Origin of the sequence: Pseudomonas sp. Root562, from assembly GCF_001427125.1 — a bacterium.
Lineage (GTDB): Bacteria > Pseudomonadota > Gammaproteobacteria > Pseudomonadales > Pseudomonadaceae > Aquipseudomonas.
Map to the genome: position 1 here is coordinate 25239 of NZ_LMGK01000003.1, position 26296 is coordinate 51534.

Sequence of the window (26296 nt, forward strand, 5' to 3'; positions counted from 1 at the left end):
GCACCGCTGTAAAAAAGTTTGCTGCCACTGATCGTTCCCACGCTCTGCGTGGTAACGCCTCCTGTGACGCTCTGCGTCACGCTTTTGGGGACGCGGAGCGTCCTGGGCTGMATTCCCACGCAGAGCGTGGGAACGATCAGTAAGCGTTTGACTGGCCGCAGGGGTTCATCAAGGACCCGGATGCCTACTGGGTCGAAATCATTCAGCCGACGCCGCTGTAAAAAAGTTTGCTGCCACTGATCGTTCCCACGCTCTGCGTGGTAACGCCTCCTGTGACGCTCTGCGTCACGCTTTTGGGGACGCGGAGCGTCCTGGGCATTCCCACGCAGAGCGTGGGAACGATCATGTAAGCGTTCGACCGATGGCCGCATGAAGAGCCTGGCGTTCATCACTTACTGGGTCGAGATCATTCAGCCGGCRCCGCTGTAAAAAAGTTTGCTGCCACTGATCGTTCCCACGCTCTGCGTGGTAACGCCTCCTGTGACGCTCTGCGTCACGCTTTTTGGGACGTGGAACGTCCTGGGCTGCATTCCCACGCAGAGCGTGGGAACGATCATGTAAAGAAAAACAAAAACCCCATGATCACTCATGGGGTTTTGTATTTTCAGCGTCCCGGTTTACGCCGGGGCTGAAGTTCGGATCAGGTGATCAAATGCGCTCAGGGAAGCCTTGGCGCCCTCGCCCACCGCAATCACGATCTGCTTGTAAGGCACGGTCGTTACGTCACCGGCGGCAAACACGCCAGGGATTGACGTTTCACCACGGGCATCGACGATGATCTCGCCGCGCGGCGACAACTCGATGGTGCCCTTGAGCCAATCGGTGTTCGGCAACAGGCCGATCTGCACGAAGATCCCTTCCAGCTCAACAGTACGCAGTTCGTCACTCTGACGATCCTTGTAACGCAAGCCGTTGACCTTCTGTCCATCGCCAGTCACTTCAGTGGTTTGCGCACTGGTAATCACGGTGACGTTGGGCAGGCTGTGCAACTTGCGCTGCAATACCGCATCGGCGCGCAGTTGTACGTCGAACTCCAGCAGCGTGACGTGGGAGACGATACCGGCCAGGTCAATGGCCGCTTCGACGCCGGAGTTACCGCCGCCAATCACTGCAACGCGCTTGCCTTTGAACAGCGGACCGTCGCAATGCGGGCAGTACGCCACGCCCTTGTTGCGGTACTGCTGCTCGCCGGGGACGTTCATTTCACGCCACCGCGCACCCGTCGCCAGGATCACGGTCTTGGCTTTGAGTTTCGCGCCGCTGGCGAAGTGGACCTCGTGCAGCTCACCCTCTTTGCCAGGCACCAGTTTGTCGGCACGCTGCAGGTTCATGATGTCCACATCGTACTGTTTAACGTGTTCTTCCAGCGCTACGGCCAGTTTCGGCCCTTCGGTTTCCTGCACCGAGATGAAGTTCTCGATGGCCATGGTGTCCAGCACCTGTCCACCGAAACGCTCAGCCGCCACACCGGTACGAATGCCTTTACGCGCGGCATAAATCGCTGCCGAGGCACCGGCCGGGCCACCGCCCACCACCAGCACGTCAAACGCGTCTTTGGCGCTGATCTTTTCAGCCTGACGCTCGATGCCGCTGGTGTCGATCTTGGCGAGGATTTCCTCCAGGCCCATGCGGCCCTGGCCGAAGTTCACGCCATTGAGGTAGATGCTCGGCACCGCCATGATCTGACGCTCATCGACTTCAGCCTGGAACAGCGCACCGTCGATTGCGACGTGGCGGATGTTCGGGTTGAGTACGGCCATCAGATTCAATGCCTGGACTACGTCGGGGCAGTTCTGGCAGGACAGCGAGAAGTAAGTCTCGAAGTTGAACTCACCTTTGAGCGAACGGATCTGTTCAATGACTTCAGCGCTGGCCTTCGATGGATGACCGCCAACCTGCAGCAGAGCCAACACCAGCGACGTGAATTCGTGACCCATGGGGATGCCGGCGAAGCGCAGGCTGATGTCGGCACCCGGGCGATTGATCGAGAACGATGGCTTGCGTGCATCGTCACCGTTGTCGAGCAAAGTAATCTGGCTGGAAAGACTGGCAACGTCCTTCAGCAATTCAAGCATTTCCTGGGATTTCGCACCGTCGTCGAGGGATGCAACGATCTCGATCGGCTGGGTGACCCGTTCCAGGTACGATTTCAACTGGGCTTTAAGATTGGTGTCCAACATACGGGCGATTTCCTTGAATTTGGTGCATAAAAAAACGCCCGAGCGAATCTCGCCCGGGCGTTTTTAGTGGGCGGTGCAGCTTGCTTAGAAGGTGCGGAAGTCCGCCCTGATGAAGCGCGTCACTGACTTAGATCTTGCCGACCAGGTCCAGGGACGGAGCCAGAGTGGCCTCGCCTTCTTTCCACTTGGCTGGGCAAACCTGGCCTGGGTGAGCAGCGACGTACTGAGCAGCCTTGATCTTGCGCAGCAGCTCGGAGGCGTCACGGCCTACACCGCCGTCGTTCAGTTCAACGATTTTGATCTGGCCTTCAGGGTTGATCACGAAGGTGCCACGGTCAGCCAGACCAGCTTCTTCGATCAGCACGTCGAAGTTGCGGGAGATCGCGTGGGTCGGGTCGCCGATCATGGTGTACTGGATTTTGCCAATGGCTGGCGAAGTGTTGTGCCAGGCAGCGTGGGCAAAATGGGTGTCGGTGGAAACGCTGTAGATTTCGACGCCCAGCTTCTGGAAGGCATCGTAGTTGTCAGCCAGGTCTTCCAGCTCGGTTGGGCAAACGAAGGTGAAGTCTGCTGGGTAGAAGAAAACTACAGACCACTTGCCTTTCAGGTCAGCGTCCGAGACTTTTACGAAGTCGCCGTTTTTGAATGCGTCAGCTTTGAATGGTTTAACTTGGCTGTTGATGATAGGCATCGTTGACTCTCCGTCAGGGGTTAAGAAGTTGATGGGGAGAACTTTACCCACTCGACGGACGGTTGGCTCATTGGCAAACCTGATGCTGCTGATTGGCTTTGGCTATTAGCCAACAGTATTAATAGAAGAAAACGGTATCTGGGGAATTGCAGTGAGGGCGCGCTTGCGCTTGGCTCAGGGAACCAGCGCTTTTTCAGGCAGGCGCGCCATGCCGAGAAACGGGCTGGCTTCGATATAGCGCATGGCCGATTTCATGTCCTTCCAGCCGACGTAACTCATCAACGATTTCAGATCCCAGCCGGCCTGATGCGCCCAGGACGCAAAGCCGCGGCGTAACGAGTGACTGGTGTAGAGTTCGGCGGCAATCCCCGCGCGCTCCAGCGCTTGACGCAGCAAGGGTATGACGCTGTTGGCGTGTAGCCCCTCCTCACTCAAATGCCCCCAGCGATCAATGCCACGGAAAACCGGCCCGCGCACCAGCGCAGCTTCGGTGATCCAGTCGATGTAGGCCTGCACCGGACACAGGCGTTGCAGCGCCGGTGTCTGGTAAGTCTTACCGAGGTTTTCCCGATCACTCTTGCTGCGCGGCAGGTAGAGCGTAATGCCCGAGTTGGCGTTGACCTGTACATGTTCAATCTGTACGCGGCACAACTCGTCGCTGCGAAACCCGCGCCAGAAGCCCAGCAGAATCAGCGCGCTGTCGCGCTTTGCCCGCAGCAAACCGGGGCGATCGCCCTGTGCCCTGGCGGTTGCCGCCTCCTGCTCGAGCCAACCAATCACTTGCTCCAGATGCTGAAGCTGCAAGGGCTGCGCCTGTTTCTCTTGCGCAGGGTGCAACGCACGAATCCCTTTGAACACCTTGCGCACCACGGGCGCCTTGGTCGGATCGGCAAAACCTTGGCTGTTGTGCCATTGCGCCAGCGCCGACAAACGCAACTTGAGCGTATTGATCGACAACACGCCTGCATGGGCAACCAGGTAGCGCGCAACGCTGTCGCTGGTGGCCGGCAGAAACCCGCCCCAACTGACTTCGAAGTGCTCGATTGCCGCGCGATAACTGCGACGGGTGTTGTCGCGGGTGGCGGCTTGCAGGTAGCGGTCCAGTTCAGTCATGGCGCAGATCTCGAAAACGTACCGTTTCAGCGGGAAAATTCACGGCTTTTGCTGTATCACATGGGGTAATACCAGTATATCCCATGTCAATAACGCTTTGTATTTAACTTCTATGATTGAATGGTACAATGTGTATTCAGGTAGTACGTACCACATTACGAAATTGTAGGAGTAGTCATGGCCCGTGGCGGTGTAAATAAGGCGGTCGTGCAAGCGGCCCGTTTGGCCATTCTTGCCCGCGGTGAGAACCCGAGCATCGATGCAGTGCGGATCGAAATGGGCAATACCGGCTCCAAAACCACCATTCATCGCTATCTCAAGGAACTGGACGACGGCGCTCAGCGCGTAGAAGCCGAACCTGCCGAACCGATCGACGATGAACTGCTGGCCTTGGTTTCGCGACTGGCGCAACGCCTGAAAGAACAGGCGCAAGAGCCGATTGATCAGGCCCGCGAACAGTTCGAGCAGCAGCGCAAAGCGCTTGAAGCCCAGCTGACAGAAGCGCAGGAAACCAACAACGAACTCCACGAGCAGTATGAAATCCAGAGCCTGGCGCTGACTCAAGAACACGAATCCCTGCAAGAAACCCTGGCTACGCTGCAGGCCGAACAGACCCGCAACGCCGGATTGAACCAGGCGCTGGCGGATTTCGAATTACGCTTGCAAGACAAAGACGAGCAAATCCGCTCGCTGGAAGAAAAGCACCTGCATGCCCGCGATGCTCTTGAGCACTACCGCAATGCCGTCAAGGAGCAGCGCGAACAGGAACTCAGCCGTCATGAAAGTCAGGTGCAACAGTTGCAGATGGAGTTGCGCCAAGCGCAGCAAAATGCGCTGGTGCGCCAGGACGAAATCACGCAGTTGCACCGTGACAACGAACGATTGCTCACGGAGAACCGCGGAACGTTGCGTGAGCTGAGCCTGTTGCAGGATCAACTCAAGCAAAGCAATAACCGTCAGGACCAGCTACTGGAACAGGCCACCCGTGTCGACGCCGAACGCACCCTCCTCCAGGAACGCCTGCGCGTTGCCCTGTTGGAAAGTCAGGCGCAAAAACAGAACATCGATGAGCAATCGCACATCAACAAAGCACTGGAAATTGAACTGACGAAAACCCAGGCAGCGCTGGAAGAAAGCGTACGTCTGGCCGCTGCAGCAGCAGCAGCGGCGGCAGACGCAGCCAAAGACGATTAACCGGCGACCGGCGTACGCATGGTGACGAACTCTTCGGCGGCCGTCGGGTGCACGCCGATGGTTTCGTCGAAGTGGCGCTTGGTAGCGCCTGCCTTCAAGGCAATCGCCAGGCCCTGAACGATTTCACCGGCGTCCGGCCCGACCATGTGGCAACCCAGCACCTTGTCGGACTTGCCGTCCACCACCAGCTTCATCAGCGTGCGCTCCTGGCATTCGGTCAAAGTCAGCTTCATTGGGCGGAAGCGGCTTTCGTAGATCACGACGTCATGCCCGGCGTCGCGCGCCTCTTCTTCGGTCAAGCCGACGGTGCCAATGTTCGGCAAGCTGAACACCGCGGTCGGGATCATCTTGTAATCCACTGGGCGATATTGCTCAGGTTTGAACAAACGGCGCGCCACCGCCATGCCTTCGGCCAACGCCACAGGTGTCAGTTGCACCCGACCGATCACATCACCCAGCGCCAGGATCGACGGTTCGGAGGTCTGATACTGCTCATCCACCTCGACAAAGCCTTTCTTGTCGAGCTTGACCGCGGTGTTCTCCAATCCGAGATTGTCCAGCATCGGCCGGCGACCCGTGGCGTAAAACACGCAATCGGCTTCCAGCTGACGACCGTCCTTGAGCGTGACTTTCAGGCTGCCATCAGCCTGCTTGTCGATGCGTTCGATGTCGGCGTTGAACTGCAGGTCCATGCCGCGCTTGGTCAGCTCTTCCTGCAAATGCTTGCGCACGGAACCGTCAAAGCCACGCAGGAACAGTTCACCGCGATACAGCAGCGTGGTTTGCGCACCGAGGCCATGGAAAATCCCGGCAAATTCGACCGCAATGTAACCACCGCCTACCACCAGCACACGCTTGGGCAGTTCTTTGAGGAAAAACGCCTGGTTGGAACTGATCGCGTGTTCATGCCCCGGAATGTCCGGGATCTGCGGCCAGCCGCCAGTGGCGATCAGGATATTCTTCGCGGTGAAACGCTCGCCATTAACCTCGATCTGATGCGGATCGACGATCTTCGCGTGGCCTTCATGCAGCGTCACACCACTGTTGACCAGCAGGTTGCGGTAGATACCATTGAGGCGATTGATCTCGCGATCCTTGTTGGCGATCAGCGTCGACCAATCGAACTGCGCTTCATCCAGCGTCCAGCCAAAACCCGACGCCTGCTCAAAATCTTCGGCAAAGTGCGCGCCGTAAACCAGCAGCTTTTTCGGCACGCAACCGACGTTCACACAAGTGCCGCCCAGGTAACGGCTCTCGGCCACGCCCACCTTCGCCCCAAAACCCGCCGCAAACCGCGCAGCCCGCACACCGCCGGAACCGGCGCCAATCACATAAAGATCAAAATCGTAGGCCATTGTCTATCTCCTCGGCAGGTGATCAGCATACCTGCGAGCCGCCATTGAGCAAGCTTTGCACTAAAACGCTGGCGGCACGCGATGTATGACGCAGCCTCCGTTTTCGATCAATGGCCCTCTGCAGATTGCATTTTGGCTGCCCGCAAACAGCGCCAGGCCATCAAAATCGCCATGAGAGCCAAGCCGGACGTCACCCACGAAACCAAACCGATTCCACCTTCGAATGCCCTTCCCGCCTGTGCCATCAACTCATTCGCTTGGTCACCTGACAGGCCTGCTGCCACATTATGGGCACCAGACAGCGTCTCCGTAGCCAGAACCATCTGCAATTCGGTTAGAAACACCGGTAGCTGCAACGCACCGCGATAGTAGGCAGTGACGACACCGCCGAGTACAGTGGTGCCCAAAACTACGCCGACTTCATAGGCTGTTTCGCTAATGGCCGACGCTGCGCCCGCCTTTGCTGGAGGTGCTGCTGACAGAATCACATCATTGGATACCGTGGCGATCGCGCCTACACCGATATTCAACAAGGCAAAAGCCACCACCAGAACGCTCAGACTACTGCCCATGCTGGCGACCAGCAAAAACGCCGCTCCAGCAAACGCCATCAAAATCGGTATCAACACATGCACTTGTAATCGCTGTGCGACAGGCACAACCGCCATCCCCACTACAATCGCCATAATCTGACCTGGAACCAACGCGAGGCTAGCGTTCAAGGGCGACATCTGAAGAACGATCTGCAGGAACTGAGTGGTAAAGAAAACGAAGCCGACGAGAAACGCGAGGCTCATCAAATTGATTGCGACAGAGCCGCTAAAGGTGCCACTGCGGAACAGACTCAGATCCATCAGCGGCACTGGTAGTCGTAACTGTCGACGCACAAATAACCAGCCCGCGACTGCGCCACCTGCAAATGCTGTCAGCGCCATCCAGTCGATACCATCACTGGCGCTGTGTTTAATGCCATAAACAATGGCACCAAGGGCTACCATTGATTGCAGGATGCTTATCGGATCCAAGGGTCCTGAAGCATCTCGCTCCGATTCGGGCAACAACAATGGTCCCAATACCAGCAATGGCACCAACACGGGCACCGCCAACAGGAAAATCGACCCCCAACTGAAAAACTCCAGCAATACCCCGCCTACCAAGGGTCCCAGTGCCGAACCGACGGTCAACGTCGTTGCCCAGATAGCAACCGCCAGCCTGCGCTCTTCTCGATCTTCAAATACCGAACGTATCAATGCCAACGTTGAGGGCATCAGCATTGCTCCGAAAATGCCCATGCAAGCTCGCCCGGCAATCAGTTGCGGAGCGGTACCGGAATACGCGGTTAGCACCGACACAATGGCAAAACCCAAAGACCCGGCCAGCAACAACTTACGATGACCGATTCGATCTCCCAGACTACCCATCGACACCAACAATCCCGCCAGGACCAGCGAATAAGCATCGATCATCCACAACTGCTGGCTAGCGCTCGGACGCAGGGCCTCGGCAATTTTTGGTAGCGCGAATCCGAGCACCGTATTATCAACGGTCACTAGCAACACAGGCAGCATCAGCACGCTCAGGCTTAACCAGCGTATTGATTTTGTTTTGCCATGAGTTGAGTCATTAGTTAACGCCATTAGCTAAACTCCTTGTCCCCACTGAAGTTCACGGGCATGCATCTATGCAGCCGTGAACCAAACCATGAGCACTCCTTTGCCAGCGTTTGGTCGAGTTCATTAATGGCAACGCATGGTCAATCAGGCAACAGGAAAAGTATTTCCAAAAAGAAATAAGCTCCTGAATTTCGATCAAAAAAAACCCCGAACAAGTCGGGGTCTTTTTTCAAACCAAGCAACCAAGGCGCTATCAGTAAGCCTTACCCGTCTTGTAGAAGTTCTCGAAGCAGAAGTTGGTCGCGTCGATGTAGCCTTCGGCGCCGCCGCAGTCGAAGCGCTTGCCTTTGAACTTGTAGGCCATTACGCAGCCGTTCTGGGCTTGCTTCATCAGGGCGTCGGTGATCTGGATTTCGCCGCCTTTGCCTGGCTCGGTCTGTTCGATCAGGTCGAAGATGTCCGGGGTCAGGATGTAGCGACCGATGATGGCCAGGTTCGACGGTGCGTCTTCAGGCTTTGGTTTTTCGACCATGCTGTGCACACGGTAGATGTCGTCGCGGATCATCTCGCCGGCGATGACGCCGTACTTGTTGGTCTCTTGCGGATCGACTTCCTGGATGGCCACGATCGAGCAGCGGAACTGCTTGTACAGCTTGACCATCTGGGTCAGTACGCCGTCGCCTTCAAGGTTGACGCACAAGTCGTCCGCCAGCACGACCGCGAAAGGTTCGTCGCCGATCAGTGGACGACCGGTCAGGATCGCGTGACCCAGGCCTTTCATTTCGGTCTGACGGGTGTAGGAGAACGAGCAGTTGTCGAGCAGCTTGCGGATGCCGACCAGGTATTTCTCCTTGTCGGTGCCCTTGATCTGGTTTTCCAGCTCGTAGCTGATGTCGAAATGGTCTTCAAGAGCGCGCTTGCCACGACCGGTGACGATGGAGATTTCGGTCAAACCGGCATCCAGTGCTTCTTCGACGCCGTACTGGATCAGTGGCTTGTTTACCACCGGCAGCATTTCTTTGGGCATGGCTTTAGTCGCTGGCAGGAAGCGAGTACCGTAACCGGCTGCTGGGAACAAGCATTTCTTGATCATATAAGTCCTTGAAAGGGCTGTGTGTACGAGTTTCGGCGCAGTCTAATCAGGCGGCGTGCACCTTACAATGCCCCGCGCTGGCTAACCGATGTCAACATAGAGAAATATTCGAGCGGATAGTTCCGCACGGATCCGCGCAGATCGCTGCGTCGCCTCTTATTGATAGCAGAGACCGGCAGACTTGCACGGTTATCAATTGTCAACAAACGCACCACCCTACACCCATTGGCACCCGTCAGGTGCGTTTGGCGCTATCATGGCGCGATTGAACCAGCCAACGAGGCAGATAGATGTCGGCAGCAAAAAGCGTCAACGGATTCTTGATCAACAAGGCGAAAGACGGCCAATGGTGGGTCGCCAGCGTCAACGGCGAGAATATTGCCGGGCCTTTCCCAACCGAAGCCCTGGCAATCGAAGTGGCATCGGTGCTGGAACTTGAACACCCGGAACCCAAGCGCCGCGGCAAGGACAAGAATTGATCGAGGCCTGACACGCCCGCAGCCCTGCCATTGCGCAGGGCTTTTTTGTGCTTTTTGTAGAAGAAGTGGCCTTTGGCTATAACCTTTTGCAACTGGCGCTGTCACAGCATTTGCCTACCCCTCCTGACGACGACTACGACATGACTAAATTTTTGCCGCTGATTGCGGTATTGGCCCTCGGTGGCTGTGCAACATCCGAAACCACCTACCTGAATAACGGTGAGCAAGGCTTGGCGATTGATTGCTCAGGAGAAGCGAACTCCTGGGCGACCTGTTACGAAAAGGCCGATGCATCCTGTGCCGGCACCGGTTACCGCATCGTTGGCACTGACGGCAGCCCGGCGCCAGCGGAGAGCGATAAAACCCTGGGCGTCGATGTCGGTAACTACAAGAACCGTAATGTCGTGGTGGTCTGCAAATAAGGCAGCTTGCCCGCCTTATATATGGATTTCGGCGAATTTGATCCCGAGGCCACGCACGGTCTCGATCAGATCATCGAGACTGCTGAAGGACTCGACTTCGTCGTTGTCATCCACCAGGAAAAAACTGCGCCCGGCGCTTTTCTTGAAAAACACGATCCATTCCCCCGGATCGGCCGGATTCTGAATCACATGGGTGGCACAGATATGCCCCTCTGCGTGCCGCTCCCGTACCCGCTCTCGCTTCATGCCCGACTCCATAAATGACAAATGCCGCCAAAGCGTCGCTTTGGCGGCATCGATGTGTAGGGTCGACAGTTTATCAGCCAGAAATGCAGGCTGTGGCGGCATTGCGCACATCCCAAGGGCGTAACGGCACATTGGAAATACGTTCATGCAGCTTGATACTGCTGCCACCGGAGCGTTCTTCGATATCGAAAACGGCCGCCGGACCTGATGAAAGCTTCTGCGGAACGATTACCCGCACCCCATCTTTCTGCGATTCGACTTGCAAGGCGCCGCGACTGTCGGCGAGCTTTTCGCCCAGGCATTGCGCGTATTCATGAGGTTTCTTGCCTGAAATCACACTCATGGTGGGCAACGTTTCGTTGATGTCCGAGACGCTTGCACAACCACTCATTGCCAAGACCAATGGCAGGACCCACGCACCCCACTTCATACGAAATCTCCGATAAAGACCCTCCGACAGCACCGATACGGTTTTTCTCCAAGGCCGGGTGCATTTATCACTCATCGAATGTGAAATAACTGTTTTTAATTGCCAAAGCGCAGCCCGGCGGCCGGATTTTCAGGTGTCAGGGCTGATAAACTGCGCGCATTGCCTTGTATCGTTTTGATTTTGTAGTAAAAGCCCTTCTGGAGGCGCCCATGAAATTCATTCACCAACGCGAGCACCTCAACGAAGACGACATCGTCGTCATTCAATGCTCGCAGATGTGCAACATCCGTTTGATGAACGACGCCAACTTCCGCAGCTTCAAGAATGGCGGCCGTCACACTTACCACGGCGGCGCGTTCGATACGTTCCCGGCCCGCATCACCGCGCCGAGCACCGGTTTCTGGAACATCACCATCGACACCGTCAACCGCCGGGCGATCAGCGTGACCCGTAAACCGACCCTGACCCATTCGATCAAGATCATCCGCCGCTCCAGCACGAAATTGAGCTGAGTGGCGCTTCACTACGCACATAGACAGGTATGACCGTGGCTCAAACGACCAAATACGTCATCAAGTACAAGCTCAACGGCGAACGTCGTTTCGAGTTTGCCCAACTGGAAAATGGTAGCGAGGCAGAAGCCAAGGCGGCGCTGGATGCTATTCATGGCCAAACCGAAGACGTCATCAGCGAAATCAGTGTCAGCAAAGCGTTGTAACATCATCTTTCACGATGCGTTATGAATGCCATGAAACCACCCCTTCTTGATTTGTTCGCTGACGCGGAGCCTCAACAGGCGCCCCGCTGCGAACAGATCGGCGAACAGTCCTGCGTGCTGCGAGGTTTTGCCTTGCCCTGGCTGGATCGGTTGCTGCCCGCACTGGAATCGGTGCTGGCGGCAGCGCCGTTCCGGCAGATGGTCACGCCTGGCGGCTTTACCATGTCAGTTGCCCTGAGCAGTTGCGGCACGCTTGGCTGGACCACTGACCGCAGCGGTTACCGCTATAGCCGAATCGATCCGCAGACCGGGCACCCCTGGCCCGCCATGCCTGAGGTGTTTTTTCAGTTGGCGCAGGCAGCGGCGCGAGAAGCAGGGTTTGCCGAATTCGTCCCGGATGCCTGCCTGATTAATCGCTATATTCCTGGGTCGAAGATGTCTTTGCATCAGGACAAAAACGAAAACTCCTACGCTGCGCCCATCGTTTCGGTTTCCCTGGGCTTGCCCGCCATGTTCCTGTTTGGCGGTTTTGAACGCAGCGACAAGAGCCGAAGGGTGCCGCTGCTGCACGGTGACATCGTGGTGTGGGGCGGTGTCGATCGCTTGCGTTATCACGGCGTTCTGCCCATCAAGCCAGGACATCATCCGCGCCTGGGTGAACAACGGATCAACTTCACCTTTCGTACCGCGGGCTGAAGCCTTGGAATTTGACCGCAAGCAGCGGAGTGTGACGACACGGTCGCGTGGTTAACCTGCAGGAAACGGGTCAACGGACATCTAGCCATGACAAGCCAATCGAAAAAAATCTCCACCGAAAACGATCCTCGCTGGGCCGCCGTCGTAGCGCGTGACCCGCAGGCCGACGGGCAGTTTGTCTACGCGGTGAAAACCACCGGCATCTACTGCAATCCCAGCAGCCTGGCACGCCTGCCAAAACCGCAGAATGTGGAATTCTTCGATACCCCCGAGCTCGCTCAAGCAGCGGGTTACCGACCAAGCAAACGCGCTGCCAAGGATCAAAGCGACATCGCCGCGCAGCACGCCGCCACCGTGGCCGCTGCGTGCCGACAGATTGAAAACGCCGAGACGCTGCCAGCCCTCGGCGAACTGGCAGACGTCGCCGGCCTGAGCAGCTTTCACTTCCACCGGGTCTTCAAGGCCGTCACCGGCCTGACCCCAAAAGGCTACGCCGCTGCCCATCGCTCCCGCCGCGTGCGCGAGCGCCTGGCGGATGGCAATTCTGTGACCGAGGCGTTGTACGACGCGGGCTTCAATTCCAACAGTCGTTTCTACGAGGCAGCCGATCAGCTTCTGGGCATGAAACCCGCCGAGTACCGCGCAGCGGGCCACAACAACGACATTCGCTTTGCCGTCGGTCAGTGTTCACTTGGGGCGATTCTGGTGGCGCAAAGCGAGCGCGGGGTTTGCGCGATTCTGCTGGGCGATGATCCGCATCAGCTGGTGTGCGATCTGCAGGACAAGTTTCGCCGGGCCAATCTGATTGGCGCCGACCAGGACTTCGAGCGCCTGATTGCCCAGGTTGTCGGCTTCATCGAGAAGCCGGCGCTTGGCCTCGACTTGCCGCTGGACGTGCGCGGCACAGCATTTCAGGAGCGCGTCTGGCAGGCCTTGCGGGACATTCCAGTCGGCAGCACCGCCAGCTACGCCGAGATTGCCCAGTGCATCGGCGCGCCAAAAGCGGTTCGCGCGGTAGCGCAAGCCTGTGGCGCTAACAGCCTGGCAGTGGCGATCCCTTGCCATCGCGTGGTGCGCAGCGATGGCAATCTTTCGGGATATCGTTGGGGCGTGGAGCGCAAACGGCAGTTGTTGGAGCGCGAATCGCAGTAGATCTGTGCAGGCGCTGCCGCAGGTTGCGACAGCTTTTCCAGGCGAACGCCTCAGCGATTCACATCCACGACAACCCGACCGCGCAACTGTCCGGCCAATAAACGCGGCGCCGCGTCTATTGCTTCGCTCAATGCGATCTCGTGGCTGATCAGTGGCAACAGATTGAAGTCCAGATCCTGGGCCAGACGGCGCCAGGCTTCCACACGCTTGGCCTTGGGTTGCGTCACGCTGTTGATACCCGCCAGGGTCACGCCGCGCAAAATGAATGGCGCAACCGATGCCGGGAAATCCATGCCTTGCGCCAGCCCGCATGCGGCCACCGTGCCATTGGCCTTGGTGCTGGCGCAGGCATTGGCAAGGGTGTGGCTGCCTACCGAGTCGATCACGCCCGCCCAACGCTCCTTCGCCAGAGGCTTGCCCGGCTCCGACAATGTCGCGCGGTCAATGATTTCACTGGCGCCCAATTGTTTTAGATACTCGTGCTCGGACGTGCGCCCAGTGGACGCGACCACTCGATAACCCAAGCGGCTCAGTAGCGCGATGGCAAAGCTGCCGACGCCGCCATTGGCACCCGTGACCAGGATTTCACCTTGCTCGGGCGTTACGCCGTTGTGCTCAAGCGCCAGGATGCACAGCATCGCCGTGTAACCCGCCGTGCCGATGGCCATTGCCTGAGCAGCAGTGAATGCCGCTGGCAGCGGTATCAACCAATCACCATTCAAGCGGGCTTTCTGGGCCAGACCGCCCCAATGCCCTTCACCGACACCCCAGCCATTGAGCAGGACTTTGTCGCCGGCCTTGTAGTCCGGATGCCCACTGACTTCGACGGTTCCCGCCAGATCGATCCCGGGCACCATGGGGAATTTTCGCACCACCGGGCTGCTGCCAGTGATCGCAAGGCCGTCCTTGAAGTTCAACGTGCTGTACGCCACGCGCACCGTTACATCGCCCTCGGGCAGTTGATCGTCATTGATCTGTTGCAGTGTGGCCCGGTAACCGCTTTCGTCTTTGTCGATCAAAATACCTTGGAACATGACTGCCTCCTGGTGAGATCACCCCATTGTGGTGTGATTTAGATACCACATCGCAAAAAATCCCCGTACTCGACTTTAAGCCAAATAGCCAAACAGGGGGTTGGCCATGACCTGCGGCGCTCCCGTCAGCAAACATCGCTGGCCTTGACTCAAGCATTGCTGCTACAAATCTTTTCTGCTGCCCTGCCCGGGCTGAACGTCGGAGGACATCAAAATGAGTCAATGGCCAGACACCCGCATTCTTGACTTGCTCGGGATCGAACTGCCGATCATTCAGGCGCCCATGGCCGGTGCCACCCACTCTTCGATGGTCATCGCCGCGAGCAACGCCGGCGGCCTCGGTTCAATGCCAGCGGCCATGCTGACTGTCGATCAGTTGCGCGATGAATTGAAGACCATCCGGCTACAGTGCCAGCGTCCGATCAACGTCAACTTTTTCTGCCATCAACCGCCACCCGTCGACGAGCAACGCGCGCAAGACTGGAAAAACCTGTTGCAACCCTATTACCGCGAGCTGGGTGTCGATTTCGATGCGCCGACACCCGTATCCAATCGCGCGCCGTTCGATGCCGCTGCCTGTGAAGTGATCGAAGCGTTCCGCCCTGAAGTGGTGAGTTTTCACTTTGGCCTGCCGGAAAAATCCCTGCTCGATCGCGTAAAAGCTACCGGAGCCAAAGTGCTGTCGTCGGCCACCACCGTCGAAGAAGCGATCTGGCTGGAACAGCATGGCTGTGACGCGATCATTGCCATGGGCTACGAAGCCGGCGGACACCGCGGGATGTTTCTCAGCGATGACCTCAGCAGCCAGGTGGGCACTTTTGCCCTGGTGCCGCAGGTTGTCGATGCCGTGAAGGTCCCGGTGATCGCCGCGGGTGGCATTGCCGATGCGCGAGGTGTTGCGGCGGCTTTCATGCTGGGAGCTTCAGCGGTGCAAGTGGGCACGGCGTATCTGTTTACACCGGAAGCCAAGGTCAGCGCCTCCCATCACAAGGCCTTGCGCACCGCCAAGGAAAGCCAAACGGCCCTGACCAACATTTTTACCGGACGTGCGGCGCGAGGGATATTCAACCGGGTCATGCACGAACTTGGGCCGATGAATGCCAACGCTCCGGCCTTTCCACTGGCTGGCGGTGCACTGATGCCGTTGCGCGCCAAAGGCGAAGCCGACTTCAGCAATCTCTGGGCCGGGCAGGCGTTTACCTTGGGCATGGAATTGACCAGCGCAGAACTGACCCGGCGCTTGGCCGAAGAAGGCTTGGCAAAACTGCTGCATCGATAGCCTGACCAGGGTTCTTATCCACGGCGTTCCGTTTGCAGGCGTTTCGCTATATATTCGCGTATATAGCGATTCACCCTCGAATCATTCGCCTGTAACGGAGCCGCTTCATGACCATTGGTACCTCACGGTTAGCCCCTGCTTGCCTGGCCACTTTGCTCGCCGCATTCACTGCTGGCATTGCCCAAGCGAATGAAGTCCAGGTCGCGGTGGCTGCTAACTTCAGCGCACCTATTCAGGCGATTGCAGCGGACTTCGAGAAAGACACCGGCCACACACTGGTGACCTCGTTCGGTGCAACAGGCCAGTTCTATACGCAGATCAAAAACGGCGCACCGTTCGAAGTGTTCCTTTCAGCGGACGACACCACCCCGGAAAAACTCGAGAAAGAAGGTGACACGGTCAAGGGCTCGCGCTTCACCTACGCCATCGGTACCCTGGCACTTTGGTCGGTCAAAGACGGTTATGTCGATGCCAAGGGTGATGTGCTGAAAAACAACGCGTATCAGCACCTGTCCATCGCCAACCCCAAAGCTGCGCCTTATGGCCTCGCCGCCACGCAGGTTTTGGCCAAACAGGGCCTGACCGACAAGGTCAAGGACAAGATCGTCGAAGGCCAGAACATCACCCAGGCCTTCCAGTTCGTATCCACCGGCAACGCCGAACTGGGCTTCGTTGCCTTGTCGCAGATCTACAAAGACGGCAAAGTCACCCACGGTTCGGCGTGGATCGTTCCGGCTGAACTGCACGACCCGATCAAACAGGACGCGGTCATCCTCAACAAAGGTAAAGACAACCCGGCCGCCAAGGCACTGGTTGACTACCTCAAGGGGCCGAAAGCCGCGGCTGTCATCAAGTCCTACGGTTACCAACGCTAAATGACCCTGACGAGTGCCGATTTTTCCGCCATCTGGCTGACCCTGAAACTGGCGTCCCTGACGACCGTCATCCTGTTGATCATCGGCACACCGTTGGCGTTATGGCTGTCGCGAACCCAATCCTGGTTGCGCGGCCCGGTCGGGGCGATCGTCGCCCTGCCCCTGGTGCTGCCGCCCACGGTGATTGGTTTTTACCTGCTGCTCGCGCTCGGCCCCCACGGGTTTGTTGGCCAGCTCACCCAGTCGCTGGGGCTTGGCACCCTGACGTTCAGTTTCGCCGGGCTGGTGATCGGCTCGGTGCTGTATTCGATGCCGTTTGTAGTTCAGCCCTTGCAGAACGCGTTCTCCGCCATCGGCACTCGACCGTTGGAGGTGGCTGCGACTTTGCGCGCCAATCCCTGGGACACCTTCTTCAGCGTAACGCTGCCGCTGGCCCGCCCCGGCTTCATCACCGCCGCGGTCCTCGGCTTTGCCCATACCGTGGGTGAGTTTGGCGTGGTGCTGATGATCGGCGGCAACATTCCCGACAAGACCCGCGTGGTTTCGGTGCAGATCTATGACCACGTCGAAGCCATGGAATACGCCCAGGCCCATTGGCTCTCCGGAGCAATGCTGGTGTTCTCTTTTGCGGTCTTGCTGGTGCTGTACTCCAGCCGTAAAACCAAAGCGGGATGGAGCTGACGGATGATTCACACGCGCCTGAAGTTGAATTACTCGGGATTTGCCCTTGATCTCGATTTGCAGCTGCCCGGCCGCGGCGTTACGGCGCTTTATGGCCATTCCGGTTCGGGCAAGACCACGTGCCTGCGCTGCATCGCAGGGCTGGAGCGGGCTGATCAGGGGTTTGTCCAGGTCAACGATGAAGTCTGGCAGGACAGCGCAAACAACCTCTTCGTCGCGCCACACAAGCGCGCCCTGGGCTACGTGTTTCAGGAAGCCAGTCTGTTCCCTCATCTGTCCGTGTTGGCCAACCTGGAATTCGGCCTTAAACGCATCCCCAAACAACAGCGCCGGGTCGACATGGCTCATGCCACTGAACTGTTGGGCATCGGTCACCTTCTGGATCGTCATCCGCAACATTTGTCGGGCGGTGAACGGCAACGTGTGGGCATTGCCCGCGCCCTGCTCACCAGCCCCAGACTGTTGCTGATGGACGAACCGCTGGCGGCGCTCGATGCCAAGCGCAAAAGCGAAATCCTGCCTTATCTGCAACGGCTGCACGATGAGTTGGACATTCCAGTGCTGTATGTCAGTCACTCCCAGGATGAAGTGGCGCAACTGGCCGACCACATCGTATTGCTCAGCGAAGGCCAGGCATTGGCCAGCGGCCCTATCGGCCAGATGCTCGCGCGACTGGACTTGCCGCTGGCAATGGGTAATGACGCAGGTGTGATGATTGAAGGCCGTGTCAGCCGCTATGACGCCGATTACCAATTGCTGACCCTGCAATTGCCCGACTCGGCGCTGACGATCCGCGTAGCGCATACGCCCATGACCCCGGGTCAGGCATTGCGCTGCAAAGTGCAGGCGCGGGATGTCAGCCTCAGCCTGCACGGTGTCGAGCAAAGCAGCATCCTCAACCGCCTGCCGGTCACCGTCGTCAATGAAATGAATGCCGACAACGCCGCCCATGTACTGATTCGGCTGGACGCTGCGGGGACGCCATTGCTGGCGCGGATCACCCGGTACTCCCGTGATCAGATGAACATCCATCCGGGCCAGCAACTCTGGGCACAGATCAAGGCTGTGGCCGTGCTGGCATAACTTCTCGGCACGACTGCATCGGCGTGGGGTCAATGGCTGTAACGGCCCATGTTCACCTGCCAAGGACAATCGCCATGCCCGATGCGCTGCCTGCCGACCTGCATTACGTCGATGACACTCAACCCGGGATCACCCGCAAGAAGCTGCGCGGTAAATTCTGCTACTTCGATCCGGCCGGTCAACGCATCAGCGACCCGGAGGAAATCCGGCGCATCAATGCCCTCGCCGTACCACCGGCCTACACCGACGTATGGATTTGCACCGACCCGCGCGGCCATTTGCAGGCCACCGGGCGCGACGCCCGTGGTCGCAAGCAATATCGCTATCACCCGCGCTGGCGCGAGGTGCGCGACACCGACAAATACTCGCGTTTGAGAGATTTCGGCCAGGCATTGCCAAAACTGCGCAAGCAACTGGAAGCCTTACTGGCCGCTCCCGGCTTCAGCCGCGACAAAGTCATGGCCACCGTCATCACGTTGCTCGATGCCACGCTGATCCGTGTCGGCAATACACAATACGCACGGGACAACCGTTCTTACGGTTTGACCACCTTGCGCAGCCGGCATGTGGAGGTCAACGGCAGTGCGATCCAGTTCCAGTTCCGCGGCAAGAGTGGCGTGGAACATCAAATCACCGTGAAAGACCGTCGCCTGGCGCGGATCATCAAGCGGTGCCAGGAAATCCCCGGGCAAAACCTTTTTCAATACCTCGATGAAAATGGCGAGCGACACAGCATCACCTCCGCCGACGTCAACGCTTACCTGCAAACCCTGACCGGCGCCGACTTCACCGCCAAGGATTACCGCACCTGGGCCGGAAGCGTGCTGGCACTGGCGGTATTGCGCAAGTTGCAGTGGCAACCCGAATCCGAGGCCAAACGGCACATGGTGGAGATGGTAAAAAACGTCGCCAAACAGTTGGGCAACACCCCGGCAGTCTGTCGCAAGTGCTACATCCATCCCGGTGTGCTCGACGGTTTCTTACTGGGCGCATTGGCCCAGTTGCCCAGGCCGAGAACGCGCAAAGGCCTGCGCGCCGAGGAAGTCGGGCTGGCGATGCTGTTGGAGAAACTCGCTACTGAACCGACGAATTGACCTGCCTGTTTTTTGCACGATTACAAATGACTTCTATAGTTGATCTGTACATGAATCAGCTGCGGTGAAGCCATGGAAGACATATTCGTCGTCAAGCGATGCAACAAGATCATCATTCACGGCCGTCGGGCCGGAGAAACCGCTCACCCGCCACCTGATTCCGCTGTCTGGTACCGCATCGCCGATAGCCGCACCAACGGTTTCATCGGTGACGGCTACGATCTTGAAGAGGATGCGCGGCGTGTTTGCCGACAGCTGAACGCTCGATCAAAAATCACGGCCCAGCAAGGTTGATGAGCTTCGCCGGGCCTGTTACGGGTCTATACTGAAGAGAGCTGAAGGACCAGCGCCCATCGGTAGAAAGCTCGCTCCCCGCGGGCTTTTTACTGCCCTGCCAGGTGTCTTCAACGGAGGTGTTTCCCATGTCCGAAAAAGAGTCCATCACCACCCTGCTCACTCTGCTCGATTCCCGCCAGGTTCGCTTGGCCGCAGCTTGCAAGGAAATCGCCGATTGGGTCGACCATCAAGGCGGACATCCGACTGCCCTCAGAATTCGTGATCGCCTGAACGACATCGAAAAGGACACGCCGCTGATCCGCAATACGCTGTCTTCGCTCAAGCCTGTCGATCGGCCACTGCCACGGTTCAGATGATTTGATCCGGACATCCGATGCGCAACACAGCCTGATGCAGGACACATGATCGGCGACAACCTCGTCACCGGGCATGTGCCTGCCTGACTCTTTCGTGCAACGCCCACCCGGCCACTCGCCGGGATTTTTTTGCCCAAGCGAAGCGGCGAACGTCAATGTTTACACGCGGTCCAACGATCACACGTCGCGAAGGAGACGTTTGATGGTTACCCACTTCAAAATCAGCGGGCACTTGGCCTGCGGTCACAAGGGCAGCAACCTCACCTCGACCCGAGAACTCAACCGGGTCAAATGCAGAAGTTGCCGCAACACCGAAGCGTACAAGGAAGCACGCAAATCCGAGCGCAACGCAGCCCGTCGCGCTGCACGCAAGGCCAAAACCGTACACACGGTGAACGACTGGCGCCAGGCATGGACAGAACGACTCACCGCCATGGCTGGCCTGCAACGGTTACCCCGTGGATTTACGGGTCAACCTTTCGTTTAGCTCATCCGTTTGGCGGTTGAATCGATTGGATCAGCCGCCAAACACCTCCAATCAACACCGATTGAACGCGCCAGCCGATTGCATTTCAAATCCTGTAGACCCCTGCATCAAGCGGGCTATCGGAGAGGAAATTCGCATGAACAGTCGACTTCTGCTGCTGATCGTCAGTCTGTGCCCTGCCCTGGCAATGGCCCAAGGCTGTGACGTCATCACCCGCTCACAGAGCCCTTCCGTTCCGGTCATCGAATCCCACACCTGTTACGAATACGAAAACATGCCGGTCGACGCCATCGATTGGTCGTGCAGCAACGAAAGCAAGGAAATGCTCAGCAGCACCAAGAAAAAAGTCGCTCAGTGCGGCGATCAGTACAAAGCCACATGCGTGGGCACACTGACCCCGGAATCGATGGCCAATCCGCAGTCGACCAGCAAAGACAAGAACAGCAAAGCACTGAACATCCCCGCCAACGCGCAGATCTCGACGTATTACTACAACGCCGAAAACCTGGCGCAAGCAAAGATCGATTGCGAGACGGGCGGTGGCAGCTGGAAAGCCAAATAGCTGAACAGGCCGAGCGGGTTCCGGACCAGCGAAACCTCAGTCCGACGTACAGCATTGGCGGCATCAGGCAGACTCGGCTAGCGTCTCTTTCGTATCGAACTGCAACGCCTTCAGCAGAGCAAGCCCTATCATGGAGGAAACGATGTCATCCATTCGTAGTGCCGAACAAACCTATCGCCAGTGGTCCAACCCGATCCTGCTTGAGCTCAAGGAGCGAGAACATCAACTGGCCCCCACAGACCGCCAGGCGTTGCAAAATATTTTGCTGGAAAGACGGCTGATCAACAGCGGTAATCCTTGCGGGGCAGATCGACGCAAGCCGGGATCGTTGGCAAATGACAAATATTGCTGAGTAAACCAAATCCATTGAGCTGATCAGGTTTTGCAGAGCAAAAAATAAGGGCTTGCATGAGAAATCTCATGCAAGCCCTTGATATTCATGGTGCCCGAAGCCGGAATCGAACCGGCACGCCCTTACGAGCGGGGGATTTTAAGTCCCATGCGTCTACCAGTTTCGCCATTCGGGCGGTAGCGCGGTGAATCAGAGGGTGGAAATATATACATCCCTTCCCGGTGAAGCAAGGACGCATTAGTGTTTTTCCAGACAAAATCGTACCGCCACTGAAAATAAAAAAGCTCCGTAAATCATGGATCTACGAAGCTTCTCTATGGCACTCACGGAAGTCGCCGTTGATAGAGCGCCTCAGAACCGAGAATCGTCGATAAAACCCTGCATATCGGGCTACCGCGCCCTTGGGACGCCAGTCGCGAATGACCGAGAAAGGCAATCTTCGACCAGGCTCATCTATTATCAGAGTTGGGCTATTGTGGTTTCGCAATGCACCTCCAAGCGCATTATCCTTGTCCTGATATGAAATCCGTTCGGCCTGGTGTCGGCATTTGTGCTGCAGCATTTAAGGTTTGTTAATGAAGACGTCTACGAAGCCCTCACCCAATGTTCCACAGCGCGGAGAGCTGACACCCAGCTCCCTGGACTTTCCCGTGGTTGGTATCGGCGCGTCTGCCGGCGGCTTGCAGGCGATCAAGTCATTTTTCGAACACATGCCCCATAACAATGGCATGGCCTTCGTCGTCATCCTTCATTTGTCGCCTGACCATCGAAGCATCGCCGACCGGATCATTCAGGAGGTCACCAAAATGCCGGTGCGGCAGGTGACTGAAACCGTCGCGATCGAAAAAAACACGGTTTACGTCATTTCCCCTGCCCACAGCCTGGCCATGAACGATGGCTACATTTGCGTGACGCCGTCCGATCGCAAGCCCGGGCTGCACACCGCTATCGATCTGTTTTTTCGGGACTTGGCCGACGTGCACAAGGAGCGCGCCTTTTGCCTGGTGCTTTCGGGCACCGGTTCTGACGGTGCGGTGGGCCTTTCGAGGATCAAGGAGCAAGGCGGTGTGACATTGGTCCAGGCTCCGGAAGATGCCGAGTTCGACGGCATGCCCCGCGCCGCCATCGACACGCAAATGGTCGATTTGGTGCTGCCCGTCGTAGAGATGCCACAAAAGCTCATGGAGCTATGGAGCAACTCGCAGGCCATCACCCTGCCCACCAGCAACGACCCCGATTTCAGGATTATCGCTCCTCCTACCGAACGGGATGCCGTTGTCGCCGAGCAAATGCTGCAGGACATATTGCTGCAATTGCGTGCCGGAACCGGCCACGATTTCAAGCACTACAAACGTGCAACAGTACTGCGTCGAATTGAGCGCCGCCTGCAAGTCACAGCACAGCCAGACCTGGCCTCGTACTACGAATACCTGCAAGCACACCCGGAAGAAACCAAAGCCTTGCTGGGCGACATGCTGATCGGCGTGACCAATTTTTTCCGCGACCGCGAGGCATTTGAAGCACTGGAACGCGACGTCGTGCCCAACCTGCTGAAATCGCTGCAAGACGAACTGCCTCATCGAGAAGAAATTCGTGTCTGGTCGGCCGGTTGTTCCACCGGCGAAGAAGCCTACAGCCTGGCGATTCTACTGGCAGAGCAAATGACACTGGAGGCCAGCGCTGCCAAGCTGCAGGTTTTCGCCACCGACATCGATGATCGGGCCATCGCTTTCGGTCGCAATGGCGTCTATCCCGAAGCGATCATCACCGATGTTCCCCCTGCGCGCATGCGCCAGTATTTCACCCATGAAAATCAACACTATCGTGTCCGCAAGGAAATCCGCGAAAAGGTGCTGTTCGCCAAGCACAGCCTGTTGCTCGACCCGCCGTTTTCGCAAATTGACTTGATCGTATGCAGGAACCTGCTGATTTATCTCGATCGCGAGGTGCAGCGAGACATCATGCAGATGTTTCATTTTGCCCTTCGACCAGGCGGCTATCTGTTTCTGGGCACATCGGAATCTGCTGACGGCTGTCTGGACCTGTTCACCCCCGTGGACAAGCGCAATCGCATTTTCCGCGCCAAGAGTGTCTCGACCAATACGCGTCGCACGCCGACCATGCCCCGTGGTGGCTACGCGCGGACCACCGTTGCCACCAGTCCGGTAGAAACGGTGGTCAAGCGCAAGGTTTCTTTCGCTGACATCCACCTCAGAGCGCTGGAAAAAGCCGCCCCACCGAGCATCATTGTCGATACCAACGCCAATATCCTGCACCTGAGTGAAGGCGCCGGGCGTTTTCTGCGCTATGTGGCCGGGGAAATATCGCGCAACCTCCTGACGCTGGCCCACCCCGACCTGCGCCTGGAAATTCGCACCACATTGTTTCAGGCCCAACAAACCGGCGTGGCGGTCACTTCGCGCAAAATCCGGATGGAACGCGAACAGCGCAAGTTCCTGGTCGACCTGACTGCGCATCCCTACAAGGATGATGCAACCGAAAACGAGTATGTGTTGGTGATCTTCGAAGAGCGCGAGGTCAACCCGCATGAGCCGGCCGATGTCGCCGCCGATCCGATGAAAAACCAGGTATTGACCAACCTTGAGCACGAACTGCAGCGCACCAAGCTGCATTTGCAGGAGACGATCGAACAGTCCGAAGTGTCCAGCGAGGAACTCAAGGCCTCCAACGAAGAAATGCAGGCCATCAACGAAGAACTGCGTTCGGCCACCGAAGAGCTGGAGACCAGCAAGGAAGAGCTGCAGTCGATCAACGAAGAGTTGCTGACGGTCAACTACGAACTCAAGACCAAAGTTGAAGAAACCGACAAGATCAACGACTACCTCACCAACCTGATTGCTTCGACTGACATTGCCACGGTGTTTGTCGACCGCAACATGCGTATCCGCTGGTTTACACCGCGGGCCACGGACATATTCAGCATGTTGCCCGTCGATACCGGGCGCTCGCTGATGGACATCACCCACCGGCTGGACTATCCGGAGATGGCCGAAGATGCAGCGACGGTATTCGACTCGCTAAACATGATCGAGCGGGAGATCAGCAGCAACGACCAGCGCTGGTACATCGCGCGCCTGCTGCCCTACCGTTCCAGTGAAGATCATATCGACGGTACGGTACTGACCTTCATCGACATCACCAAGCGTCGTGCCGCCGAAGACGAACTGCGCCTCGGTGAAGAGCGCATGCGTCTTGTGGCTGAAAGCACCCACGATTTCGCGATCATCCTGCTGGATATCAACGGGATGATCACCGACTGGAACACCGGTGCCGAGCTGATTTTCGGCTACAAGAAAAGCGAGGTGCTTGGTGCTTTTTACGACCTTATCTTCACTCCCGAGGACCGGGCCGAGGCAATCCCCGAATCGGAACTGCGTGCAGCGCGCGAGCACGGGCGCGGCGAAGATGAGCGCTGGCACCTGCGCAAGGATGGCAGCCGCTTCTATTGCAGTGGTGAAGTGACGTTACTCATGGGTGACAGTCTGCAAGGGTATGTGAAAATCGCCCGCGACCTGACCGGCCACAAACGCATCCACGACGAGCAAAGTCAGCAATTGGCTGAGACCCAAACGAACAGCCATCTCAAGGATGAGTTTTTCGCGGTGATGTCCCACGAACTCAAGCATCCGCTGAACCTCATCCAGCTCAACGCCGAACTGCTGCGTCGACTGCCAATGACCAAAACCGCCGGCCCGGCCATGAAAGCGGTCAACACGATCTGCGACGCCGTCTCCAGCCAGGCGCGCATCATCGATGACCTGCTGGACGTCGCCCGGGTGCGCACTGGCAAACTCAAGCTTAAAAGGCAGGCGGTGGACCTGGGAAGAATGCTGCAGGATGTGCACACCGTGGTGATCAACGACCAGCATCCGTGCACCGTTACCCTGAAAGTGCCGCAGCCACCGGAACCACCGCTGGTGATTGATGCCGACCCTACTCGCCTGGAACAGATCATCTGGAACCTGGTGAACAATGCGCTGAAATTCACGCCCAGGGATGGTTGCGTCGAGCTGATTGCCCAGCGCGTCGAAAACATGGCACAACTGGACGTGATCGACAGCGGCGTTGGTCTTGAGCAGGGCAACCTGCATAAGGTTTTCGACCTGTTCAGCCAAGCGCAGAGCCAACATAACGCCCATCATCGCGAAGGCCTCGGCATCGGTCTTTCGCTGGTGCGACAACTGGTTGAGGCCCACGGCGGCTCGGTGAGCGTGCACTCCGAAGGCATGGGACGCGGCTGCACCTTCACCGTCCGCCTGCCACTTTGCCAGCCTCACCAGCACACTGACGACCAGCCCAGGGTGTCGAATGAGTCAGGGCGCCTGCTTGGCCAAAAGATCATGCTGGTAGAAGACTCCCAGGACGTGATGGAAGTCCTGCAAATGTTGCTGGAGATGGAAGATGCGCATGTGGAGGCCTTCAGCGACCCGTTATTGGCGCTTCAGGCGGCGAAGGATGGCAATTATGACGTGATTATTTCGGACATTGGCATGCCGGTCATGAATGGCCACGAATTCATCCAGGCCATTCGCCAGATCGCTCATCTGAAACACACACCAGCCATTGCCCTGACGGGTTATGGCACCGCCAATGACCAGAAAAAAGCCAGGCAATCGGGCTTCAATTATCACGTCAGCAAACCGGTTTCACATGATGACTTCATCGACATCATTGGCGAAGCGTGCACGGCGCGGCCTTATTGAGTGACCCGCGGATTGGAAAGAACCTGCAGCAGTCGACATCACCGACTGCTGCAGGTCGGCAATAACCGGCTTTCTCGCGGACAATAAAAA

Annotated in this window: 27 protein-coding genes, 1 tRNA gene and 1 pseudogene; 19 read left to right on the top strand and 10 right to left on the bottom strand. The window is 57.6% G+C overall.

Annotated elements, in window-relative coordinates; genetic code table 11:
• Nucleotides 1–348: 348 nt before the first annotated feature.
• Nucleotides 349–429: pseudogene (locus tag ASD60_RS28740) on the top strand (lactoylglutathione lyase); the annotation flags it as partial.
• Between the two features lie 188 nt (nt 430–617).
• Here ASD60_RS28740 and ahpF read toward each other — a convergent pair.
• The 3 genes from ahpF to ASD60_RS04045 all read right to left on the bottom strand — a co-directional run bounded on the left by ahpF (nt 618) and on the right by ASD60_RS04045 (nt 3984).
• The gene (gene ahpF, locus ASD60_RS04035) at nt 618–2180 is read right to left on the bottom strand and encodes an alkyl hydroperoxide reductase subunit F (RefSeq protein WP_056852762.1); all 1563 of its coding nucleotides are present in this window, start codon (nt 2178–2180) and stop codon (nt 618–620) included.
• A gap of 127 nt (nt 2181–2307) precedes the next feature.
• The gene (gene ahpC / locus ASD60_RS04040) at nt 2308–2871 is read right to left on the bottom strand and encodes an alkyl hydroperoxide reductase subunit C (protein WP_007975937.1); all 564 of its coding nucleotides are present in this window, start codon (nt 2869–2871) and stop codon (nt 2308–2310) included.
• 174 nt (nt 2872–3045) lie between these two features.
• A complete protein-coding gene (locus tag ASD60_RS04045) occupies nt 3046–3984 on the bottom strand; it encodes a site-specific integrase (RefSeq protein ID WP_056852763.1) in 939 nt (312 codons plus the stop codon).
• 177 nt (nt 3985–4161) lie between these two features.
• On the opposite strand from ASD60_RS04045, the gene ASD60_RS04050 reads away from it, so the two are divergent.
• Nucleotides 4162–5178: a DNA-binding protein gene (locus ASD60_RS04050; protein WP_056852764.1), complete on the top strand. Its 1017-nt coding sequence runs from the start codon at nt 4162–4164 to the stop codon at nt 5176–5178.
• On the opposite strand, the gene gorA is transcribed toward ASD60_RS04050, so the two are convergent.
• From gorA to galU, 3 genes are all read right to left on the bottom strand, one after another.
• On the bottom strand, nt 5175–6533 hold the full coding sequence (gene gorA / locus ASD60_RS04055) for a glutathione-disulfide reductase (RefSeq protein ID WP_056852765.1): 1359 nt from the start codon (nt 6531–6533) through the stop codon (nt 5175–5177). The two genes, ASD60_RS04050 and gorA, sit on opposite strands and share 4 nt — an antisense overlap.
• Before the next feature lie 107 nt (nt 6534–6640).
• Nucleotides 6641–8170: an MFS transporter gene (locus ASD60_RS04060; protein WP_056852766.1), complete on the bottom strand. Its 1530-nt coding sequence runs from the start codon at nt 8168–8170 to the stop codon at nt 6641–6643.
• Nucleotides 8171–8399: 229 nt separating this feature from the next.
• On the bottom strand, nt 8400–9239 hold the full coding sequence (galU, locus tag ASD60_RS04065) for a UTP--glucose-1-phosphate uridylyltransferase GalU (RefSeq protein WP_008065368.1): 840 nt from the start codon (nt 9237–9239) through the stop codon (nt 8400–8402).
• A 290-nt stretch (nt 9240–9529) separates the two neighbouring features.
• Between galU and ASD60_RS04070 the strand changes: the two genes are divergently transcribed.
• Together ASD60_RS04070 and ASD60_RS04075 are read left to right on the top strand one after the other, a co-directional pair.
• Nucleotides 9530–9718: a hypothetical protein gene (locus ASD60_RS04070; protein ID WP_056852767.1), complete on the top strand. Its 189-nt coding sequence runs from the start codon at nt 9530–9532 to the stop codon at nt 9716–9718.
• A 140-nt stretch (nt 9719–9858) separates the two neighbouring features.
• Nucleotides 9859–10140 carry a hypothetical protein gene (locus tag ASD60_RS04075; protein WP_056852905.1) on the top strand — a complete coding sequence of 94 codons (282 nt, stop codon included), beginning with the start codon at nt 9859–9861 and terminating at the stop codon, nt 10138–10140.
• A gap of 15 nt (nt 10141–10155) precedes the next feature.
• Here the strand turns inward: ASD60_RS04075 and ASD60_RS04080 are convergent, their stop codons facing one another.
• Nucleotides 10156–10386, bottom strand: coding sequence for a hypothetical protein (locus ASD60_RS04080; protein WP_056852768.1), 231 nt, complete (start codon nt 10384–10386; stop codon nt 10156–10158).
• Between the two features lie 73 nt (nt 10387–10459).
• Complete coding sequence (locus tag ASD60_RS04085) at nt 10460–10816, bottom strand: hypothetical protein (protein WP_056852769.1); 357 nt, start codon at nt 10814–10816, stop codon at nt 10460–10462.
• Between the two features lie 209 nt (nt 10817–11025).
• Between ASD60_RS04085 and ASD60_RS04090 the strand changes: the two genes are divergently transcribed.
• From ASD60_RS04090 to ada, 4 genes are all read left to right on the top strand, one after another.
• A complete protein-coding gene (locus tag ASD60_RS04090; protein WP_007912251.1) occupies nt 11026–11328 on the top strand; it encodes a DUF1883 domain-containing protein in 303 nt (100 codons plus the stop codon).
• 35 nt (nt 11329–11363) lie between these two features.
• Nucleotides 11364–11534, top strand: coding sequence for a hypothetical protein (locus ASD60_RS29085; protein WP_162250568.1), 171 nt, complete (start codon nt 11364–11366; stop codon nt 11532–11534).
• Nucleotides 11535–11564: 30 nt separating this feature from the next.
• Nucleotides 11565–12230 (top strand): DNA oxidative demethylase AlkB, encoded by a 666-nt coding sequence (gene alkB / locus ASD60_RS04095; protein ID WP_056852906.1) that lies wholly within the window; start codon nt 11565–11567, stop codon nt 12228–12230.
• A gap of 87 nt (nt 12231–12317) precedes the next feature.
• Nucleotides 12318–13382, top strand: a complete 1065-nt coding sequence (gene ada / locus ASD60_RS04100; protein WP_056852770.1) for a bifunctional DNA-binding transcriptional regulator/O6-methylguanine-DNA methyltransferase Ada — start codon at nt 12318–12320, stop codon at nt 13380–13382.
• A gap of 50 nt (nt 13383–13432) precedes the next feature.
• Here the strand turns inward: ada and acuI are convergent, their stop codons facing one another.
• A complete protein-coding gene (gene acuI / locus ASD60_RS04105; RefSeq protein ID WP_056852771.1) occupies nt 13433–14416 on the bottom strand; it encodes an acrylyl-CoA reductase (NADPH) in 984 nt (327 codons plus the stop codon).
• A 214-nt stretch (nt 14417–14630) separates the two neighbouring features.
• On the opposite strand from acuI, the gene ASD60_RS04110 reads away from it, so the two are divergent.
• From ASD60_RS04110 to ASD60_RS04155, 10 genes are all read left to right on the top strand, one after another.
• On the top strand, nt 14631–15695 hold the full coding sequence (locus ASD60_RS04110; protein WP_056852772.1) for an NAD(P)H-dependent flavin oxidoreductase: 1065 nt from the start codon (nt 14631–14633) through the stop codon (nt 15693–15695).
• A 107-nt stretch (nt 15696–15802) separates the two neighbouring features.
• Nucleotides 15803–16570, top strand: coding sequence for a molybdate ABC transporter substrate-binding protein (gene modA, locus ASD60_RS04115; RefSeq protein ID WP_056852773.1), 768 nt, complete (start codon nt 15803–15805; stop codon nt 16568–16570).
• Entirely contained in the window at nt 16571–17251 is a 681-nt protein-coding gene (gene modB, locus ASD60_RS04120) for a molybdate ABC transporter permease subunit (RefSeq protein ID WP_056852774.1), read from the top strand.
• 3 nt (nt 17252–17254) lie between these two features.
• The gene (modC, locus tag ASD60_RS04125; RefSeq protein ID WP_056852775.1) at nt 17255–18334 is read left to right on the top strand and encodes a molybdenum ABC transporter ATP-binding protein; all 1080 of its coding nucleotides are present in this window, start codon (nt 17255–17257) and stop codon (nt 18332–18334) included.
• Between the two features lie 74 nt (nt 18335–18408).
• Nucleotides 18409–19428: a DNA topoisomerase IB gene (locus ASD60_RS04130; RefSeq protein ID WP_442965976.1), complete on the top strand. Its 1020-nt coding sequence runs from the start codon at nt 18409–18411 to the stop codon at nt 19426–19428.
• A 72-nt stretch (nt 19429–19500) separates the two neighbouring features.
• Nucleotides 19501–19722 (top strand): hypothetical protein, encoded by a 222-nt coding sequence (locus ASD60_RS04135; protein ID WP_056852776.1) that lies wholly within the window; start codon nt 19501–19503, stop codon nt 19720–19722.
• Between the two features lie 128 nt (nt 19723–19850).
• Entirely contained in the window at nt 19851–20081 is a 231-nt protein-coding gene (locus tag ASD60_RS04140) for a hypothetical protein (protein WP_056852777.1), read from the top strand.
• Nucleotides 20082–20283: 202 nt separating this feature from the next.
• The gene (locus ASD60_RS04145) at nt 20284–20568 is read left to right on the top strand and encodes a hypothetical protein (protein WP_056852778.1); all 285 of its coding nucleotides are present in this window, start codon (nt 20284–20286) and stop codon (nt 20566–20568) included.
• A gap of 136 nt (nt 20569–20704) precedes the next feature.
• The gene (locus ASD60_RS04150) at nt 20705–21130 is read left to right on the top strand and encodes a hypothetical protein (protein ID WP_056852779.1); all 426 of its coding nucleotides are present in this window, start codon (nt 20705–20707) and stop codon (nt 21128–21130) included.
• A 142-nt stretch (nt 21131–21272) separates the two neighbouring features.
• A complete protein-coding gene (locus ASD60_RS04155; RefSeq protein WP_056852780.1) occupies nt 21273–21482 on the top strand; it encodes a hypothetical protein in 210 nt (69 codons plus the stop codon).
• Between the two features lie 88 nt (nt 21483–21570).
• Here ASD60_RS04155 and ASD60_RS04160 read toward each other — a convergent pair.
• Nucleotides 21571–21657 (bottom strand) — tRNA-Leu (locus tag ASD60_RS04160).
• A 400-nt stretch (nt 21658–22057) separates the two neighbouring features.
• Between ASD60_RS04160 and ASD60_RS04165 the strand changes: the two genes are divergently transcribed.
• Entirely contained in the window at nt 22058–26206 is a 4149-nt protein-coding gene (locus ASD60_RS04165; protein WP_056852781.1) for a CheR family methyltransferase, read from the top strand.
• Nucleotides 26207–26296 lie beyond the last annotated feature (90 nt).